Raw genomic sequence first — 19,239 nt, 5'->3', positions numbered from 1 at the left:
TGACCCGTAGACCGCCCCGGGTGGCGCTCAGGGACGGGGCGCCGGAGCGGCCCCTCGGGCCTTGGGGCGACGCAGCAGCAGCCACAGCACCAGGATCACCAGGAAGGCCGGCGAGAACACCACCGCGCCCACGCCGCAGAACACCAGCACCAGCAGGCCGATCACGCCACCCACGATCAGCAGGGGCAGGCCCACCGCGAAGAGCAGCACCAGGGGCAGCACGATGAAGCACACCAGCCCGCCCACGCCCAGGCCGATCATGGCGCCGATGAAGTCGCCGACGTCCGGGTCGGTCCATTCGTCACCGTTGACGACGATGTGGACGCCGGGCTCGGAGAAGACATGGTGCGCCAGGCTGAATCCACCGAGGATGCTCAGCAGCACCACGCCCAGGGCGAGGATGAAGAAGGCCTTGAAGAGGGTTCTCATGCGGAAGCTCCTTGTTCGTCGGTGCGGCTGCGGTAGGGCACGGTGATGGTCACCACGGTGCCGGAGGGCTGGTTGGCGGCGATGGTCACGCTGGCGCGGCCGCCGTACAGCAGGGAGAGTCGTTCGCGGATGTTGGCCAGGCCCACGCCGGTGCCGGCGGTGGCGGCGCGGCCGAAGCCCAGGCCGGTGTCGGCCACCGTGATGGCCAGCTTGCCGTGCAGCACCTCGGCGCGCACCTTGAGGCTGCCGCCCTCGGCCTTGGGCTCCAGGCCGTGCTTGATGGCGTTCTCGACCAGGCTCTGGATCATCATGGGCGGGAACTCGGCGGAGAGCAGCCCGTCGGGCACGTCGATCTCGGTCTGCAGCCGGTCCTCCATGCGTACCTTGAGGATCTCGAGGTAGGGCCGGATCACCGCCAGCTCGCGGCCCAGGTCACGCACGCCGGCGGCATTGGCCTCGCGCATGGTGGGCATGGAGGCGCGCAGCAGGGCGATCAGGTTGCGCTGCATCTGGGAGGCGCGCGGCGGGTCGGTCTCGATCAAGTGATCAATGGAGGCCAGGGTATTGAAGAGGAAATGCGGCTCCACCTGCGCCTGCATCGCGGCCATGCGGGCCTCGACGACCTGGCGCTTGAGCGACTCGGCCTCGGCCGTCTCGGTGGCCTGCGCCGCCTTCACCTCGGCCTGGATGCGGCCCTTGTAGGTCGCCTTGACCAGGGCCGAGGCCAGCACGAAGAGGATGGAGAAGTCGATCAGGAACTCGCCCCAGTGGATGACCCGCACGCGGGAGTGCCAGCCGGTGCTCGCCTCCTCCTGGATCTTCTCCAGCTCCGACTGCGCCTTGTCCAGCTCTTCCTGGACCTGGCGGCGGGCGTCCTCGGCCTCGTCGCGGGCGGCGCGTGCCTCCTCCAGCTGCTGGCGTGCCGACTCCTGGGACTGCTTCAGCGCCTCCTCCAGCTGGCTGCGCAGCTCGTCCTCGCTCACCTCGACCTTGGCGGGCTTGCCGGCCTTGTCTGACTTGTCCGCCTTGTCCACGGGCACCCGCACCACCAGATTGGGCAGGTTGATGTGCACGCCTTCCTCCACCGCCTTGTCGGCCGAGGCCGGGGCGCTGGCGCCGGCCGCCGGCTTGGGGCGCTGCTCGATGCGGATGCCGTGCTTGTCGATGGCCACGTCCAGGTGCACGCCGTCCTCACCCTTGCCGAGCTTCTCGGCGATCTTGCGGGCGGACTCCTCCAGCGATTCCTCGTCCTTGTGCGTGATCCTGGGCGGCGTCTTGGGCACCGGCTTGGGCTTGGTCACGCTCTTGACGGGCGGCGCGCCCTCGTACTGCTCGGTGATGCGCCAGGTGAAGGGCGGCATGTTGCTGAGGATGTTGGCGCCGATGATCAGCAGGATGGACAGCAGGATGAAGCGCCGCCAGCTGATGCTCACCAGCCAGCTGGCATAGACGTGGAAGCCACGCACGCTGGCCCGGGCGAAGCGCTGCCAATGCTCATACCAGGTGGGGGAGGGGTGGGCGTTCATGGAATGGACCTGCTTTTGCTGTTGAGACGGACTGTACGCAAGCCGCACCGGGCGCCCCAGGCGCAGGCGACAGGCTGCACGGACCAGGGCCCCATCTGCACTCCGTCCGGATGGGCGCGGCAGCCCCGCGCCGGCCTTCGCCCAGGGGGCCGGCGCACTTCGTGACACAGGTCACGCCGGGCAGCCCCGGGCGTGGCGCCGTCATCGAGCCATCACAGCCCCTGCCTACCGTGCCGGCACGGACCGCCAGGAGAGCGGTTCTCTTCGGATGGGATGAACGAGATGAAATACTGGCAAAGCCTGAGGAGCCGGCTGCTGTTGGCGGCCCTGCTGTGTCTGGCCATGGGCGCCCTGCCGCTGGTGCAGGGCGGTCGCGAGGCGGCGGAGGCGCTGGAGCGGGCCGAGCGGCAGTCTTTGGCGCTGCGGCTGAACGAGGGCTGGTGGACCGTCATGGAGCTGGCCCAGCAGCAGCGCCAGGCCGCCCTGATGCCGGACGCCGGCACGGCTGCGACCTCCGACGCACCGCTGCGCCAGGCGCTGCAGCGCCAGCAGGCGGAGCTGGCCGCCGCGCCGGGCCTGGGCGAGCTCGCGCCCGCGGCGGCCACCCTGGCGCAGGACTGGGGCGCGCAGGGCCCCGCCGCCAGCGCGACCACGCCCCAGGCCCGGCTGCAGGCCTTCGATCAGTGGCTGCAGGCCCTGCAGCGCGAGGTGGACCGGCTGCACCTGCAGTCCGGCCTGTGGCAGGAGGCCGACCCGGCCGTGCACTTCGGCAGCCTGGCCGCCCTGCAGGAGGCGCCGCGCGCCGTCGAGGCCCTGAGCCAGCTGCGCGATCTCAGCCGCGCCGCCCTCGTCGACGACGTGGCCGCCATGGCGGCGGCCCAGACCCGCTACGCCGTGCACGGCGAGGCCATGGAGGCCCTGCTGCTGCGCCTGCCCCAGGGCAGCGCGCTGGCTCAGGCCCTGAGCCAGCAGCGCCAGACCTTGCTGGCCACGCTGCAGCAGGCTGCCGCGGATCCGTCCTTCCCCCTGGATCAGCTGGTGAGCCAGCTGGAGGCCGCGCGCGGCCAGCAGCTCTCGCTGAGCCAGCAGCTGCTGGCCCAGGTGCAGGCCACGCTGCAGCGCCAGGAGGCGCAGCGGCGGGAGGCGCGCTGGCAGCAGCTCGGGCTGACCCTGCTGCTGCTGGGCGCCGCGGTGGCCCTGATGGCCTGGACCTTGCGCAGCGTGCTGCAGGGCCTGGGCGAGGCCGTCCATGTGGCCCGGCGCATTGCCCAGGGCGACCTCTCCGTGCAGGTGCCGCAGGACCGGCCGCTGGAGCTGGCCCGGCTGCTGGCCGCCGTCGAGGCCATGCGCCAGCGCCTGCAGGGCATGGTGCAGGGCATGGGCCAGGTGGCGGCGCGCATCCAGGAGGCTGCGGGCGAGATCGCGCAGGGCAACGAGGACCTGGGCGAGCGCACCGAGCAGGCCTCGTCCCGCCTGCAGCAGACCAGCGCCTCGATGGAAACGCTGTCCGCGGCCGTCAGCGGCACCGCCGGGCTGGCCGAGCAGGCCTCCGAGGTGGCGCGGGCCGCCAGCGCCGTGGCGGTCCGGGGCGATGCGGCCGTGCAGGAGGTGATCCTCAACATGCAGGCCCTGCACCAGGCCTCGGGGCAGATCGGCAGCATCAGCGAGCTGATCGGTGGCATTGCCTTCCAGACCAATCTGCTGGCCTTGAACGCGGCAGTCGAGGCGGCCCGGGCGGGCGAGCAGGGGCGGGGCTTCTCGGTCGTGGCCGCGGAAGTGCGGGCCCTGGCCCAGCGCTGCTCGGGCGCGGCGGCGGAGATCCAGCAGCTGACCCGCAGTTCCGTCGAGCGCATGAGCAGCGGCGCCGAGCTGGCGCGCGGGGCCGGCGGCATGATGCAGCAGATGCTGGCCAGCGCGCGCGACGTCTGCGGCGTCGTGACGCAGATCGAGGGCAAGTCCTCGCACCAGCGGCGTGACATCGTCGAGCTGACGCTGGCCGTGCAGAACGTGGATCAGCTCACCCAGCAGAACGCCGCGCTGGTGGACCAGTCGCGCGCGGCCGCGGCGGCCCTGCGCGAGCAGGCCGGCACCCTGGCCGGGCAGATCGCGCAGTTCAGGCTGGCCTGAAGGCGGCGGTCTTACTCGAGCTTGCAGCCCTGGCGCATGGCCAGCTGCTGCGTGTCACGGATCCGGCGCATGGCGGATTCGGCCTGGGCGTCGTAGATGCGGCTGCCCGACGCACGCCCCTGGCGGACGGCGTTGTTGTAGTTGCCCCAGGCTTCGCCATATTGCTTGGCCATGCTGTCGCAGAGGCTGGCGTTGCCATTGCCGCTGCTGCCTTCCGTGCGGCGTTCGGCCGGGCGGCTGCCGAGGGCGGTGCCACCCGCGCCCGGTGTTTCAGCGGCTGTGCGGTCCTTGGGCAGGGCGTCGATGCGCGCCTTTTCCCGGGCCACGCGCTGGCGGGCCTCCGCCACCTCCTCGTCGGTGGGGCCGGCCGAGATGGACACCTGATCCGCCTTGCCCTCGTCGCAGGGGGTGGACTGGTAGGTGGTCTGGCCCTTGCGCTGGCACTTGTAGACCTGGGACCAGGCGGGCGCAGCCAGGCCAAGGCTGGCGATCAGCAGCCATTTCAGGGGCCCGTTGCCGGGGGTTCGGGTCGTCGTGAGGGTCAGGTCGTCCATGGGTGCGCCGCTCGAGGGTTGCGGCGGGCAGTATGCCAAAGTCGCGCAAGAAAAAGGCCCGCCGAGGCGGGCCTTGTGCCATCGTCCGGGCGCCGGGGCGGTGCCGGAGTCCGATGCGGCGGCTTACTGGCGCACGGCCTCGACCTGGATGATCAGCTTGACCTCCTTGGGGAAGCCCCAGGCCAGGCCGTAGTCGATGCCCCACTGGGTGCGGTCGATGGTGGTCTCGAAGTCGCCGCCGCAGACCTCGCGCTTGAGCATGGGGTTCTGGTAGCAGTTGAAGTGCTTGGCCGTCAGGGTGACGGGGGCGGTCTTGTCCTTGAGCGTCAGCTGGCCGCTGACCGCGGTGACCTTGTCGCCGTCGAAGCTGAACTTGTCGCCCACGAACTTGGCCTGGGGCCACTTGGCGCTGTTGAAGAAGTCATCGCCCTGCAGGTGCTTGTTCATGCCGTCCACGCCGGTGTTGACCGAGGCGATGTCGAAGCTGATCTGCACCTTGCCGGTCTTGGCGGCGCGGTCGATCTCCACGGTGCCTTCCTTCTTGTCGAAGCGGCCGCGGTTGGTCGAGGTGCCGAAGTGCTGGATCTCGTAGGTCACGAAGGTGTGGGTCGGCTCGATCTGGTACTTGGCGGTCTCGGCCTGGGCAAGCACGCTGGCGGCCAGCAGGGCAGAGGCAATGAGGGTCTTCTTCATGAGGTTCCTGTGGGTTGGGAGGGGGAGTGGATGAGAGGCGCGGCTCAGAGGGGGGCCACGCCGGAGAACACGAGCTTGAGCTTGACGGTGACTTCGTTGGCGACCATGGAGGTGTCGCTCCACTCGCCGTCGCCGATCTTGAAGTCCAGGCGCTTGAGCACGAAGCTGCCGCTGGCGGTGGTCAGGCCCTTGTCCTGCACGAGGGCGACGGGCACGCTGAGGTCCTTCTGCAGGCCCTTCATGCTCAGCTTGCCGGCCACCTCGAAGCGGTTGCCGCCCAGGGGCTTGATGGCGCTGCTGGTGAAGACGGCCTGGCCCAGCTTCTTGCTGTCGAACCAGGCCGGCTTGGCCAGCTCGGCGTCCAGCATGGGGTCGCCCAGGGTGACGCTGGAGAGGTCGATGCTGAACTGCACCTTGCCGGCCTCGGCCTTCTTCGGGTCGAAGCCCAGCTGAGCTTCAAAGCGCTTGAACTTGCCGTCCACCGGCACGCCCATCTGCTTGCTGACAAAGCTCAGCTCGCTCTGCGCGGCGACCAGGGCGGGAGCGGCGGCCGGGGCCGTGGCGGGGGCGGCAGGAGCCGGCTTGGTCTTCTGGGCCAGGGCCGGGGCGGTGATCAGGCCCAGGCTCAGCAGCAGGGCGGCGGTGACGGTGGTCTTCATTCGGAGGGGCTCCTTGGGCCAGGTGTTCGGGGGCTTCAGCGGCGGGCCGGCATCATGCGCAGCAGCAGGCCGTCCTTGTCGATCAGGTGGTGCTTGAGGGCGGCGGCCACATGGGCGAGGACCAGCAGGGCCAGGCCCCAGGCCAGCAGCTCGTGCAGCTCCTTCAGCTGGTGGGCGAGGGGCTTGTCCACCGGCACGAAGTCCGGCAGCGGCAGCACGCCGAACCACACGATGGGGAAGCCGGCCGCCGAGCTGTAGGCCCAGCCGCTCAGCGGCACGGCGAAGAAGGCCAGGTACAGCAGGAAGTGCACCGCATGCGCGGCGCGGGCCTGCCAGGCGGGCATGGGCAGGTCGGCCGGCGGGCGGTGGCCCAGGCGCCACAGCAGGCGCAGGGCGGACAGCGCCAGGATGGTCACGCCCGCCCACTTGTGCCAGTTGAAGAGCTTCAACCGGGTGGGCGACAGCGGCAGGTCCGACATGTACAGGCCCATGCCGAAGGCGCCCACGATGGCGACGGCCAGCAGCCAGTGCAGGGCCATGGCGGTGGCGGTGTAGCGGGGCGTCCGGGTGGGCAGGTTCATGGCGATTCCTCGGTGAATGGACGTGAGTGTCGCGGCCGGCCGCCGCGGGCGGTTTCAGCTTGCTTGAGGTCAAGGTTCAGTGGATTTGAACGGAGGAGGGGCTCACCCTGCCGGAGGTCATGGGCCTGTCACGCGGGGCCCGCAGACTGGCCGGCTCCTGCCGTCTTACTCTGGAGAGCCCCATGGACCTGATCGACCGCATCGAGGCCCTGTTCCTGCGCCGTGGGCGCGCCACCTACGAGAGCGAGGCCCCGCAGGCCGTGCCGGTGCTGGCCCATGCCCTGCAATGCGCGCAGCTGGCGGAGTGGGCCCATGCCGACCACGAGCTGGTGGCCGCCTCCCTGCTGCATGACCTGGGCCAGCTGATCGACGCCGAGGCCCAGGCGCCGCTGCGCATCGAGTCCCACGAGACCGCGGCCCTGCCCCTGCTGGCCCAGGGCTTCGGCCCCGGCGTGCTGGAGCCCATCCGCCTGCATGTGCAGGCCAAGCGCTTTCTGGTGTCGACCGAGGCGGGCTACGAGGCCGGCCTCAGCCTGTCCTCGCGCCTGAGCCTGGAGCACCAGGGCGGCCGCATGAATGCCGAGGAGCGCCTGCTCTTCCTGGCCCAGCCCTATGCCCGCGAGGCCCTGCAGCTGCGGCGCTGGGACGACCTTGCCCGCCAGCCCGGCAAGCGCACGCCGCCCCTGGCCTACTACCTCGACCTTCTGAGCGATCTCATGCGCGAGATGCGCACGCCGCCTCGTCTTGCAATCGCTTGAAAGCCCCGCTTCCCACTTGAGGGGGATAGGTCCGCGGTCCGGAGCCCCAGATACTGCATCCCGGATCACGCGCTGCCTGGACCTCAGCGTGTTGATCGAGGGGAGGAGTGCTATGCCGACTCACCAAAGCCCATTGGGGTGGCGGTGGTCGGCATAGTCATTTGTGGCGCCCCGGGCGGGAGGCCCCATTCGAGTTCGGGCAGCGTACCCGGCGGTATAGTCAGCGCACTTTGGTCAGCGCCTTGTGTGCCCAGGTCCGCTCCATGTCCTTCCGTTCCTTGTCCCTGCGCTTGTTGGCAGTACCGCTGAGGGGTGGCTGCGCAGCGCTGGACCGCGAGGCCCGCAGCCCCGTGGGGGAGTGCGCCCCATGAGTCTCAAGGAGCGCCTGGCGATCTGGACGGGCTGGCGCGCCGCGCCGCCCCACGAGACGCGCGACGAAGCGCAGCTCCTCATCAGCGTCGAACTCCTGCGCCTGCTGGCCCAGCAGAGCCGGCGCATGCCCTATCCCGTCGGGCTCAGTGCCTTCTTCATGGCCCTGATGGCCGCATTGCCGACCCGCTCTGCCTGGCCGGTGCTGTGGATGCTGGCCGTGCTGGGCACCCTGCTGCTGCGGCGTCATGTGCTGGGGCGGCTGCCTCAGCTGGATCACTACCCCGTCTCGCAGCGCATGCGCTGGGCCGTGATGCTGAGCCTGCTCAACGGGCTGGTGTTCTCGATGGTGCTGGTCTTCTCGGCCTCCATCAGCGACTACGAACGCATGGTGCAGACCATCCTGCTGCTGGGCCTGTGCGCCGGCGCCGTGGCCAGCACCGCGGGCTACCTGCCCGTGTTCATGGCCTTCTCCGGGCCCGTGACCCTGGCCAACGGCCTGGCCTGGCTGACCGGTGGGGCCGGCGCGCATGCCACGGTCTGGCAGGACGCGGTGATGGGCGGCCTGATCCTGCTGTTCGGCTTCATGCTGCGCAATCTGGCGCGGGACAACTACCGCGTCTTCTGTGATTCCGTGCTGATCCGACAGCAGCAGGTCAAGAGCAACCAGCAGCTGCGTGCCGCGCTCAAGCAGACCGAGCAGGCCATGCAGGCCAAGACCCGCTTTCTCGCCTCGGCCAGCCACGACCTGCGCCAGCCGATGCACACGCTGACCCTGTTCGGCTCCGCCCTGCTGCGCCGCCGCCTGGACGAGGACAGCCTGGGCGTGGTGCGCAACATGAATCTCGCCATCGACGCGCTCTCGGGCCAGATGGACGCGCTGCTGGACATCTCCAAGCTCGACGCCGAGGTCGTGCCCGTGCACCCCAAGGTCTTCAACCTGGGCCACTGGCTGGGCCGCTTGCAGCAGGAGTTCCTGCCCAGCGCCCAGCGCAAGCGCCTGGAGCTGACCCTGATCTGCCCCATGAACGCCTACGTGGAGACCGACGCCCTGCTGCTGGAGCGCGTGGTGCGCAACCTGATCGACAACGCGATCAAGTACACGCAGGCCGGCCAGATCAGCATCGTGGCCGAACGCCGCGGCGAGCTGTGGCAGGTCTCGGTGCGTGACACCGGCTGCGGCATTGCCGAGGAGGAACAGCAGAAGGTCTTCGACGAGTTCTACCAGATCGGCAACAAGGAGCGCGACCGCGCCAAGGGCCTGGGCCTGGGGCTCTCCATCGTCAGCCGCCTGGTGGACCTGCTGGACCTGCATCTGCAGCTGGAGTCCACGCCGGGGGTCGGGTCTTGCTTCACCCTGGGCATCGAGGCCGCCGAGCAGGGGCCGGACAGCCAGCTCGACGAGACCGGCGACGCCCGCTCCCTGCGCGGCCTCAAGGTGCTGGTGGTGGACGACGAGGAGCTGGTGCGCCAGGCCATGTGTACCCTGCTGGCCGAGCTCGGCTGCCAGGCGCGCTGCGCCGGCACCACCCGCGAGGCCGTGCTGCTGTGCATGCAGCAGGCGCCGGACCTGCTGCTGATCGACTACCGCCTGCGCGGCAGCGACGACGGGCTCTCCGCCGTGCGCTCGCTGCGCAACCTGGTCCCGGCCCTCCCGGCCCTCCTGATCAGCGGAGACACGGCGCCGCAGCGCCTGCGCGATGCGCAGGCCGCCGGCCTGGAACTCCTGCACAAGCCCGTTCGCGCCGACCAGCTCATGACCGCCATGCAGCGGGTGCTGGGCGGTGTCGCGCATGTTCCACGGTCGGCCAGGGAGGCTGAAGATGTACGAGGAACCCCGGCATGAGGACAGGCGCCGCCATCACTGGCTCTCCCGCCCGCTGAGCGACTGGCTGCTGGCCCATCCCCGCGGGGAGGCCGGCGCCCTTGATGCCGACGTCATCATCGTCGGCAGCGGCTATGGCGCGGCCGCGGCGGCCGAGCAGCTGTCCCGCTGCACCGACGCGCAGGGCACGCCGCCGAAGATCCTCCTGCTGGAGCGCGGCCTGGAATACCTGCCCGGCCGCTTCCCGGCCCGCATGGCCGAGCTGCCGGGGCATGTGCGCTTCTCGATGTCGGACGAAGGCCGGCGCGGCCAGGTGAAGGGCTACCGCGAGGCGCTCTTCGACTTCCGCCTGGGACCGGAGCTCTGCGTGGTGCTGGCCAACGGCCTGGGCGGCGGTTCGCTGATCAATGCCGGCGTGATGCTGGAGGCCGAGGCGGACGTCTTCCGCGGCCCGCGCTGGCCGGACCGTCTGCGCCGCGATCCCGCCGGCATGGCCCCCTGGTACGCCAGGGCCGCACAGCTGCTGGGCGCCGAGCCCGCCGCGCCGGAGGGCCACCGGGGCGAGCCCAACACCATTGCCGCCCTCACCCCGCATGTGCCGCGCCGCGCGGACTATCTGCGCAGCCTGGCCGCGCCCGGGCTGCCCGCCCGCGAGGTGCCCATCACCGTGGCCATGCGGGCGGATCCGCGCTCCGCGGCGGGCCTGCCCCTGGACCGCTGCGTGGCCTGCGGCGACTGCGCCACGGGCTGCAACCACGGGGCCAAGGAGTCGCTGGACACCAATCTGCTGTGGCTTGCGCGCCGCCGCGGCGTGGAGATGTTGACGGGCGCCACCGTGCTGCATCTGCGGCCCGAGGGCCTGGACCCGCGCACCGGCGAGGCCGCCGCCTGGCAGCTGGCCGTGCTGCCCACCGACGAGAACCAGGCACGCCAGGAGGCCCGGCCCTTTCTGCTGCGCGCCCGCCGCGTGGTGCTGGCCGCGGGCAGCCTGGGCTCCACCGAGATCCTGCTGCGATCGCGGCGCCAGGGCCTGGCGCTGTCGGACCGCCTGGGCGAGGGCGTCAGCGCCAACGGCGACCTGCTGGCCGCCGTGCGCGACACCCCGGCGCTCGACGCCCTGGCCGACGAGTCCCAGGACCCCACCACGCGTCAGGCCGGCCCCACCATCACCGCCATGCTGGATGCCCGCCAGCTGCGCGATCCCGATCCCGAGCGCCCGCCTCCCGGCGCCGGCCAGGCACCGCTGCTGGGCTGCGTGCTGCAGGACCTGGCCATCCCCGGCCCCATGCGCTGGGCCTTCGAGCAGCTCTTTGCCCTGGGCGAGACCCTGGACGGGCTGTCCCGCCCCGACCGCAGCGAGCATGGCGCCGGCTTCGACTTCCCCGATCCCTACGCCATCACCCGGGCTGCCAGCGCCCGCACCCTGCCCGTGGCCCTCATCGGCATGGACGCGGCGCAGGGCCGCATGAGCCTGCAGCAGGGCCGGGCCGGTGAGGACGCCGATCCGGGCAGCCTGCAGATCCGCTGGCCTGGCCTGGGGAGCGACCCGCAGGTGCTGTCCCGCCACCGCTGGTTGCGCCAGCACCTGGCGGCGCGCGGGCAGCGCCTGCTGGCCAACCCGCTGTGGGAGATCCTGCCCGAGGCCATGGGCTTTCTCATCGAGGACCGCAAGGGCCCGCTGCTGACGGTGCATCCGCTGGGCGGCTGCGCGATGGCGGACCGCATCGAGGACGGCGTGGTGAACGAGTGGGGTCAGGTCTTGCGTCCGTCGGTGGGCGCGGAAAGCCTGGAGCCGCCCGATCGCGTCTACCCAGGCCTGGCGGTGCTGGACGGCGCCATCGTGCCGGGGGCGCTGGGCATCAACCCGGCGCTGAGCATCACGGCGCTGGTGCTGCGCGCGCTGCCGGAGCTGTGCCGCCGCTGGGGCCTGCAGGCCGGCGCGGAGACGGCCTCGCAGGACCCCTTCTGGCTGCACCGCCCGATCTACCGCGACCGCCGCGGCCCGCCGCCGCCGCAGCGGCCCACCCTGCTGGAGCTGCGCGAGCAGCTGGTCGGCCTGGTGCGGGTGCCTGGCGCGCAGGGGGGCGAGACCAAGCAGCTGGAGCTGAGCTTCGAGTTTGAGCCGACGACGGTGCAGCGCCTGGTCGAGCCGGGCCCCGACCGCGTGCTGCACGGCACACCGGCCTGCCGGCTGCGGCTCTTCGACACCCGGCGCGATCCGCTGCGGCCCGGGCAGCGCATGGCCGTCAGCGCGCAGGGACCCGATGCGGGCCACAAGCTCTGGAAGCATGCCGAGCATCCGGATGCGGCGGCGCGCTGGATCGTGCCGCTGGAGCAGGTCAGCCTGCGTGTCTTCCACCGCGCGCCCAGCCACGCGCGGCAGCGCCTGTGGAGAGGCCTGTGGGCCTGGTGGCGCAACCGCGGCTGGCGCGACACGGTGCAGGCCCTGCAGGAGCGCCTGGCGCAAGGGGCAGCGCCCCGGGCGCGCCCCCAGAGCGCCTGGGCCGCGCTGTGCGAGCGCTGGGCCAATGCCCTGGCCCTGGCCAGCCACGGCGGGCAGGAGCGGCTGATGCGCTACGAACTGCGCATCCCCGCCACCCTGCCAGACGCGCCGGACTGGGCCCGCCCCCTGCTGGGCCAGCGCGTCGTGCTGCAGAAGCACCTGCGCTACACCCGGCGCGGCAATCCCTGGCAGCAGCTGACGCAGGCCCGGCTGGAGCAGGGCCCGTTTCGTGCCGTCGACGGGTCCGGCCCCGCCGTCCTCGCGCTGGACCTCGACGAGCTGGCCCGTCAGCGCCAGCCCCTGCTGCGCCTGGTGCAGGCCGAGGACCTCAGCAGCGCGCTGCGCGACGTCGGCAGCCTGCTGGCCTACATGAGCCGGCTGCTGATGGGCGTGCATGCCTGGACCTTCCGCAAGCCCGACGCCGCGCCGCCGCGCGAGATCCATCGCCTGCCAGGCGCCGTGCCCGGCCTGCCCCTGCCCGAGATCCAGGAGATCGCAGTGGGCCGCTGCGAGGATGCCGGCCTCTCGCGCGGCCCGGCCCGTCATGCGCACGAGGCCCGCGGGCCGGTGATGATCCGCCTCACGCGCTACCGCCGCGAGGGCGGCCGGCCCCTGCTGATGATCCACGGCTACAGCGCCAGCGGCACCACCTTCGCCCATCACTCGGTGCAGCCCGGCCCCGCAAGGCTGATGCACGAGGCCGGCTGGGACGTGTGGATCCTGGACATGCGCACCAGCGCCGGCATGCCCACGGCCCGCCTGCCCTGGACCTTCGAGGAGTGCGCGCTCAACGACATCCCCGTGGCCATGGACGCCGTGCGCCGCGCCACCGGCGCCGTGCCCATCGACGTGCTGGCCCACTGCATGGGCTCGGTGATGCTGCACATGGCCCTGCTGCAGCCGCAGCGCCAGCCCGAGGAGCATTTCTTCCCGCTGCGCCGGGCCTTGATGGAGGAGGGCTGGATTCGCCGGCTGGTGATCTCGCAGGTCACGCCGCGCATGGTGTTCTCGCCCACCAATGCCGCCCGGGCCCTGCTGATGCAGCACCTGCGGCCCTACCTGCCTCTGCAGGACTTCAGCTTCCGCCCCGAGCAGCCGGGCCTGTTGGACGAGCTCGTCGATCGTCTGCTGGCCAGCCTGCCCTACCCGGACGAGGAGTTCGACCTCGAGAACCCGCCCTTTCCCAGCCTGCGCCGCACGCCCTGGACCCGCACCCGCCATCGCATGGACCTACTCTACGGGCGGGACTTCGCCATCGCCAATGTCGCGCCGCCGGTCTTCGACTTCATCGACGACCACTTCGGCCCCCTCAACATGGACACCGTCGCCCAGGCCATCCACTTCTCGCGCAGCCGCGAGCTGACCGACTGGCGCGGCGCCAGCCTCTACCTGGACGACCTGCGCAAGGCCTTCGCGCAGCTGGCGAAGTTCCCCGTGCTGTCCCTGCATGGCGAGCTCAACGGCCTGTGTGAGCCGGAGAGCGGCGAGCTGCTGCACGATCTCTATGCCCAGGGCGCGCCGGGGCGGCACGAGTTCCGGCTCATCGTGGGCCACGGCCACCAGGACTGCCTGATCGGACATGACATCGAGCAGGCGGTCTTCCGCCATGTCATCGAGTTCCTGCGCCGGGAGATGCCATGAACAAGCCCTTGCCCCCCGTCGAGCCTCGCTGCGCCTGGCCGCCCCTGCACCGCGTGGAGCGCCGCCAGGAGGGGGACGAGCTGGCCCTGCTGACCGCCCTGCGCCCCGAGCTGGGCTGGCCGCGCCAGTGGGCCTGGCTGCCGGTGCGCGAGACACCCGCAGGCTATGAGCCGCTGCAGCCTGCGCGCCCCTTGCGCGAGCAGGTGCGGCTGCGCGACTTCGAACTGGCCGGGCAGCGTCATCCTGGCGAAGCCCTGCGCTGCCGCCTGCCGCTGGACGAGGTGCCCGCCGAGCCCGGCACCGGCCTGCTGTGCCTGATGCTGTATGCGGACCTGCGCGGCCAGTGGGTCGAAGCCGCCCGGCGCAGCAGCTCGCCCGAGGAGGAGCTGGAAGCCGCGCTGCGGGCGGCGCTGGCCATGGACGCGCTGGAGCTGCGCCACGCCTTCGTGCCCCGGCCCGAGCCCGAGGAGGCGGCGCCTCGCGAGGAGGGGCTGAGCTTCATCCTCGCCGCCTGCCAGTACCCGCCGGGCCTGCTGGATGCGCGCCAGGGCGCCGAGCGCGACCCGCGCCGCGCCGGCCCCGTGGATGCCGCCCTGGCCCGGATGGTGGACTTCACGCGCCACACGCCCGAGGGCCGTGCCTGCTCGCTGCTGCTGATCGCGGGCGACGAGATCTACGCTGACGCCAGCGGCGGCCTGGCCGACGCCCACAACTCGGTCGAGCGCTACACCCGCGCCTACCAGCACTTCAAGGCCGGCCTCGTGCGCCACCTGCCGCCCACGCTGCAGCGCATCGTCCATGCGCCGGACGACCACGAGATCGAGGACAACTGGGGCCCGGTGCTGCGCGCCGACGGCCAGGTGGACCACGGCCGCTGGGCGGCGCCAGCCCGCGCCGCCGCCTGGGCCGCGCGCTGGGAGCCGGGCGAGCGCGAGGGCCTGCATGCGCACTTCTGGCACCGCTTCGACTGGCGCGGCGTGCGCTTCTTCATCGCCGATGCCCGCCTGGAGCGCCAGCCCCGGCCGCAGTCGCGCCTGATGTCCGCCCGCATCATGGGTGATGCGCAGTGGCAGGCGCTGCAGCAGTGGCTGGCTCAGAAGGCCGAACGCCCGGACGAGCGCCCGCGCGTGGTGCTCAGCGGCTCCCTGCTGCTGCCCCGGCGCCGCAGCGTGGCCGAGTTCCCCGGCGCCGCGGCCGCCAGCGATGCCTGGGACGGCTTTCCCGCCAGCCAGCACGGCCTGCTGCGCGCGCTGTGGCGGCACGGTGCGCAGGACGTGCTCTTCCTCTCCGGCGACGAGCACCGCAGCGGCTACGCCACCGCCTGGGTGGGCGTGGACGACGGCCAGGGCGGCCTGCGCGTGGACCAGCCCCGGGTCCGCCTGCTGAGCGTCCACAGCTCGGCCCTGCATGCGCCCTGGCCCTTCTCGGTCACGGAGGCGGAGGCCTTCCAGGTGCCGGACTCCTTTGCGCTGATGCCCGATGCCGAGGCCCCCGCGGGGCCGGCCCTGCGCTGCCTCGTGACCGACTGGGCCGACCACCCGGGGGACGGGTTTGCCGTGCTGAGCCTGCGCGCGGGGCAGGTGAGCGTGGCCTTCGAGCGCGGGACGGGCTGCCGGCACACGGTCGTCTGGGAGGCCCGCGGCGCTGGCCATCCGGCGTGAGGCCGGGCTCGCCGGCCACGGACCCAGGGGTATGCCGACTGGCAGCCGCCGGCGGGATCGCTACGCTCCAGCATCTCCACCAACGACCGCTCGCCCCATGCCAAGACGCGCTCTCGCCCTCCTTGCCATTGCCTGTCTGCTGCCTGCCTGGGCGCTCGCGGCCACGGACGCCCCGCCCGCCACCGCCGCCTGTGCATCGCCGGCGCAGCGCGTCGACGAGCAGGGCTTCGTCAAGCTGGGCGGCATCGAGCAGTGGGTCACCGTGAAGGGCGAACGCTGCGGCAATCCCATCGTGCTCTTCGTCCATGGCGGGCCGGGCAATCCGCTGAGCCCCTATGGCGACGCCATGTTCGGCGCCTGGGCGCGGGACTTCACCCTGGTGCACTGGGACCAGCGCGGCTCCGGCATGACCTTCGGCCGCAACCCGACGGCTGACGACGTGCCGCTGACCGTTGCGCAGCTGGTCAGCGACGGCAACGAGCTGGCGGCCTACCTGGCAAAGCGCTTCGGTCAGAAAAAGGTCATCGTGTGGGGCAGCTCCTGGGGCTCGGTCCTGGGCCTCCACATGGTGCATGCGCATCCCGAGCTCTTCCATGCCTACCTGGGCACCTCGCAGATCGTGGACGAGGTCGAGAACGGGGTGCAGAGCTATGCCCATCTGCTCAAGCGGGTCCAGGACGCGCAGGACCAGGAGGCGCTGGCGGTGCTGCAGGCCGTGGGCGCACCACCCTGGACGGACCCGCGCAGCTTCGGCAAGGTGCGCCGCGTGATCCGCCGCTACGAAGCCCAGCGCACGATCCCGGCGCCCAAGGCCTGGTGGCAGCCGCCCGCGCTCTACGCCACGCCCAAGGCGCAGGCGGACTACGAGGCCGGCGAGGACTACTCCTTCCTGCAGTTCGTGGGCCTCAAAGGCGATGGCATGGCCTCGACGATCAATCTGCGCAAGCTGGGCACAGAGTTCCGGCTGCCCATGTTCTTCGTGCAGGGCGAAGAGGACCTGCTCACCACGCCCGACGTGACCCAGCCCTTTGTGGCCGGCCTGAAGGCTCCCGTGAAGGAGCTGGTCCTGCTGCCCCAGGTCGGGCATGACCCCAACCAGCCCATGCTGGACGCGCAGTACCGGCTGCTGCGCGAGCGCATCCTGCCGTTGATCCACTGATCCGCTGATCGGTTGAGCAGCGGGCTCGCGGCTTTCAGCGGATCTCCAGGCCCTGCGCGCCGATCTGCAGCCGCTCCACCCCCACGCCCAGGGCCGTCTCCAGATTGGCCCGGGCCGTGTTGCGGAAATGGACCTCCTCCGCCGGATTGGGCTTGAGCCTCAGCTGCTCGCGGTAGACGACCATGAAGGTGCCCACCATGGCCAGCTGCTCGTACATGGCGCGCCGCTGGGCCGGGCTGGCCTGCTGGATGCCGGCGTTCTGCCCCAGCAGGCCCTGCATCTGGCGCACCAGGGTCTTGAAGTGCTCGTCGGCCACCTGCTGCTGCGTGAAGGCGGCGTAGTTGCCCGCGATGAAGGCCGCCACGCCCGCTGCGAGGTCATTGGAGGCCAGGCCCAGCTGCGTCTCCAGCTTCTGCCAGAAGGCGAAGGACTCCTCGAAGGCCTTGCTCATGGCGCCGCGCTGGGCGGCCGGGAAGCGCTGGGCCAGCTCGGTGGCCGACTGCCGCAACTGCGCCGGGCCCTCGACCAGCAGCGGTGCCGCGGCCACGGCCGGCGCCGCGGTGAACAGGGGGCCGGTGCCCTGGGCTGCGACGGTTCCGGCGCTGCCGCCCGCCAAGGGGCCCGCACCCTTGCCTGCGCCGGCAGGCGTCCCCGGCGCGTTGCCGGCGGCCGGCTTGCCCAGCATGGCGCGCATCTGCTCGGCCAGGCTCAGCGTGGGCGTGGCCTGGGCGGCGGGCGCGGCGGCGTTGCCGGCACTGGGCAGGCCCAGCAGGGTGGCCGCCACCAGCACCAGGGTGGCGGCGGCCGCTTTCGGCGTGCGCGCCGGGCGGTGCCGCGGCGGGGTCAGGTCTTGCGTCAATGAGCAGGAATGAGGATGCATGGGACTCTCCGTCGGGGCTGCACGCGGTGCAGCGCTCACTTGTTGATCGAGTAGCTGCCCTGGCCGAGGTAGACCGAGCGGCTGCCGTCGTCCACCGGGAAGCTCAGCAGGCGTTCCTCGTGGCCGTCGTCGTAGCGCAGCACCGCCACATAGCCGCTGAGTGTGTAGCTGCCGCGGCGGCTGGCGCCGTCGTCCTTGCGCGCGGGGCCGGAGGTGGTGGTGACGTTGCCCAGGCCGGTGCCGACGGTACCGGCGAACACGCTCTGGCTGCCCTTGCCGTCGCCCGAGGAGGCGCCGTGGATCACCGTGCCCTGGACGGCGGCCAGGCTGCCCGAGCCGGACTGGGCATAGAAGCTGCGTTCGAAGCGGCCGTCGCGGCTGAAGCGGATGCTGTTCGTGGAGGCGGTGCCGCCGGTGAACAGGCTGCCGTGGAAGGCGCTGCGGCTGTAGCTGCCCTCCAGGCGGGTGCCGGGCGCCCAGGGTCGCATGGGCCGGTGCTGGGCGGCCTCCCAGGCGCCCTCGGGCGTGCCCTGCTCGTTCTGCGCCTGGAAGTCGTAGTGCTCGCCCCGGGCGCGCCACCGTGCCCATTGCTGCGGCTCCAGGCGCCGGGAGCGGCCGGCGTCCAGCTGGTCGGGGGGCATCTCGGTGCGCAGGTAGGCGCTGCCGTCGCGCAGCAGGAAGCGCACGTCTTCCCGCCACTGCGAGCCGTTGCTGTAGTCCCCGTAGCCGTAGAGCACGACGGCGGCCAGCTCCTTCTCCGGCACGCCCTGGCCGGGCTTGCCCAGCACGCGCTGCAGGGGCACGGGCTTGCGCCGGAGGGCCTGGGCCGGCAGCGGGGAGGCCTGCAGGCCGCCGGGGTCGCTGAGCCAGGCGGCATCGGAGAGCTCCACGGTGTAGGCGCGCGGGTCCTTCACGTCGCCCCGCAGCACCACCTCGCGGCCCAGCAGCGGTTCGGCATCGAAGCGCAGGACGATGGCGCGCTGCGCGCTGAAGGGGCCCTCGTCCTGCACCAGCTGGAAACTGACGCGGTCGTCCAGCCAGCGCACGACCCGCCCCCTGACCAGCACATTGGACAGCGGCCGGCGCGCGTCCTGGCCGCCGCCCGCCTTGCCCGCAGGCTCGATCAGCTTCAGCAGCTGGGCGATGGTCAAGACCTGACCCCCGCCCAGCAATCCCGGCACCACGGGCAGGGGCTCGGGCGCATGGGCCAGCTTTTCCGCGATGAGGGCCTGGGCGGTGGCCACGGCGGCCGGGTAGAGCGTGCTGGCGTCCATGGTGGGCGTGGACCAGTCCTGCATCAGCGCCTCGCAGGCCTTGTCGGGCTGGGGCTCGTCCAGCACCCGCTGGTACATGGTCTCGCGCAGGTCCTTCCAGGGGGGATCGCGGTGCTGGCGGGCCGCCAGGCTCATCACCACCGAGCGCAGCAGCGGCAGGCGGTGGCGCGTGCGCCAGTCGGCAAAGGCGGTCTGCAGGGCCGCGCCCTGGGGAACGCCCATCTCGACGCAGGCCCGCACCGAGGCCTCGGCCATGGCGTCCAGCGTGGCGGCACCGACCACCTGCCCGATCGTGCCGGCGTCCAGCGCCGACGCGGCCGCGGCTTCCGTGCCCGGGGCGCCCAGGGCGAGCGTCAGCCCCAGCCCCAGTGCCTGCACGCTGGTCCTGATCCGGTGGCGGGGCGCGCGCAGCCCCATCCCGACGCCTGTCTCGGCCTTCATGGCATCCCTCCCTGCACATCCTGTCGTCGGTGGCAGGCGGGCCTCCGCCCCCTGCACCGCGGCGACACCATGCCTGTTCCCGGGCGCTTGTGGCAGCGGAGATGTATCGGCGCGTTAACCCACGCCCGGCGACCCCCTAGTCCGCAGGAGGGCGGGGCC

Annotated in this window: 14 protein-coding genes; 6 read left to right on the top strand and 8 right to left on the bottom strand. The window is 71.9% G+C overall.

The annotated features are described in order from the left end of the window. Positions 1 to 27: 27 nt before the first annotated feature. On the bottom strand, positions 28 to 429 hold the full coding sequence (locus O9Y01_RS14115) for a hypothetical protein (protein WP_269632240.1): 402 nt from the start codon (positions 427 to 429) through the stop codon (positions 28 to 30). After that, positions 426 to 1,955, bottom strand: a complete 1,530-nt coding sequence (locus O9Y01_RS14110; protein ID WP_269632239.1) for a sensor histidine kinase — start codon at positions 1,953 to 1,955, stop codon at positions 426 to 428. The genes O9Y01_RS14115 and O9Y01_RS14110 overlap by 4 nt, the downstream gene beginning before the upstream one ends. A gap of 282 nt (positions 1,956 to 2,237) precedes the next feature. On the opposite strand from O9Y01_RS14110, the gene O9Y01_RS14105 reads away from it, so the two are divergent. Then, positions 2,238 to 4,082 carry a methyl-accepting chemotaxis protein gene (locus tag O9Y01_RS14105; RefSeq protein WP_269632238.1) on the top strand — a complete coding sequence of 615 codons (1,845 nt, stop codon included), beginning with the start codon at positions 2,238 to 2,240 and terminating at the stop codon, positions 4,080 to 4,082. An 11-nt stretch (positions 4,083 to 4,093) separates the two neighbouring features. On the opposite strand, the gene O9Y01_RS14100 is transcribed toward O9Y01_RS14105, so the two are convergent. From O9Y01_RS14100 to O9Y01_RS14085, 4 genes are all read right to left on the bottom strand, one after another. Then, on the bottom strand, positions 4,094 to 4,636 hold the full coding sequence (locus O9Y01_RS14100; protein WP_269632237.1) for a DUF4124 domain-containing protein: 543 nt from the start codon (positions 4,634 to 4,636) through the stop codon (positions 4,094 to 4,096). A gap of 123 nt (positions 4,637 to 4,759) precedes the next feature. After that, a complete protein-coding gene (locus O9Y01_RS14095) occupies positions 4,760 to 5,329 on the bottom strand; it encodes a YceI family protein (protein ID WP_269632236.1) in 570 nt (189 codons plus the stop codon). Between the two features lie 44 nt (positions 5,330 to 5,373). Next, a complete protein-coding gene (locus O9Y01_RS14090) occupies positions 5,374 to 5,988 on the bottom strand; it encodes a YceI family protein (RefSeq protein WP_269632235.1) in 615 nt (204 codons plus the stop codon). A gap of 35 nt (positions 5,989 to 6,023) precedes the next feature. After that, positions 6,024 to 6,569, bottom strand: coding sequence for a cytochrome b (locus O9Y01_RS14085; protein ID WP_269632234.1), 546 nt, complete (start codon positions 6,567 to 6,569; stop codon positions 6,024 to 6,026). 182 nt (positions 6,570 to 6,751) lie between these two features. On the opposite strand from O9Y01_RS14085, the gene O9Y01_RS14080 reads away from it, so the two are divergent. From O9Y01_RS14080 to O9Y01_RS14060, 5 genes are all read left to right on the top strand, one after another. Further along, on the top strand, positions 6,752 to 7,327 hold the full coding sequence (locus O9Y01_RS14080; RefSeq protein ID WP_269632233.1) for an HD domain-containing protein: 576 nt from the start codon (positions 6,752 to 6,754) through the stop codon (positions 7,325 to 7,327). A 367-nt stretch (positions 7,328 to 7,694) separates the two neighbouring features. After that, positions 7,695 to 9,542: an ATP-binding response regulator gene (locus tag O9Y01_RS14075; RefSeq protein ID WP_269632232.1), complete on the top strand. Its 1,848-nt coding sequence runs from the start codon at positions 7,695 to 7,697 to the stop codon at positions 9,540 to 9,542. Then, a complete protein-coding gene (locus O9Y01_RS14070) occupies positions 9,520 to 13,665 on the top strand; it encodes an alpha/beta fold hydrolase (RefSeq protein WP_269632231.1) in 4,146 nt (1,381 codons plus the stop codon). Before O9Y01_RS14075 ends, O9Y01_RS14070 begins: the two co-directional genes overlap by 23 nt. After that, positions 13,662 to 15,326 carry an alkaline phosphatase D family protein gene (locus O9Y01_RS14065; protein WP_269632230.1) on the top strand — a complete coding sequence of 555 codons (1,665 nt, stop codon included), beginning with the start codon at positions 13,662 to 13,664 and terminating at the stop codon, positions 15,324 to 15,326. Before O9Y01_RS14070 ends, O9Y01_RS14065 begins: the two co-directional genes overlap by 4 nt. A gap of 97 nt (positions 15,327 to 15,423) precedes the next feature. Further along, positions 15,424 to 16,485 (top strand): alpha/beta fold hydrolase, encoded by a 1,062-nt coding sequence (locus O9Y01_RS14060; RefSeq protein WP_269632229.1) that lies wholly within the window; start codon positions 15,424 to 15,426, stop codon positions 16,483 to 16,485. 34 nt (positions 16,486 to 16,519) lie between these two features. Here O9Y01_RS14060 and O9Y01_RS14055 read toward each other — a convergent pair whose 3' ends face one another. Next, positions 16,520 to 17,365 carry a DUF6683 family protein gene (locus O9Y01_RS14055; RefSeq protein WP_269632228.1) on the bottom strand — a complete coding sequence of 282 codons (846 nt, stop codon included), beginning with the start codon at positions 17,363 to 17,365 and terminating at the stop codon, positions 16,520 to 16,522. A 35-nt stretch (positions 17,366 to 17,400) separates the two neighbouring features. After that, on the bottom strand, positions 17,401 to 19,080 hold the full coding sequence (locus O9Y01_RS14050; protein ID WP_269632227.1) for a hypothetical protein: 1,680 nt from the start codon (positions 19,078 to 19,080) through the stop codon (positions 17,401 to 17,403). Positions 19,081 to 19,239 lie beyond the last annotated feature (159 nt).

The organism is Pelomonas sp. BJYL3, from assembly GCF_027257975.1.
Classification (GTDB): domain Bacteria; phylum Pseudomonadota; class Gammaproteobacteria; order Burkholderiales; family Burkholderiaceae_C; genus Roseateles_B; species Roseateles_B flavus.
This window is presented reverse-complemented; position numbering and strand designations above follow the sequence as displayed.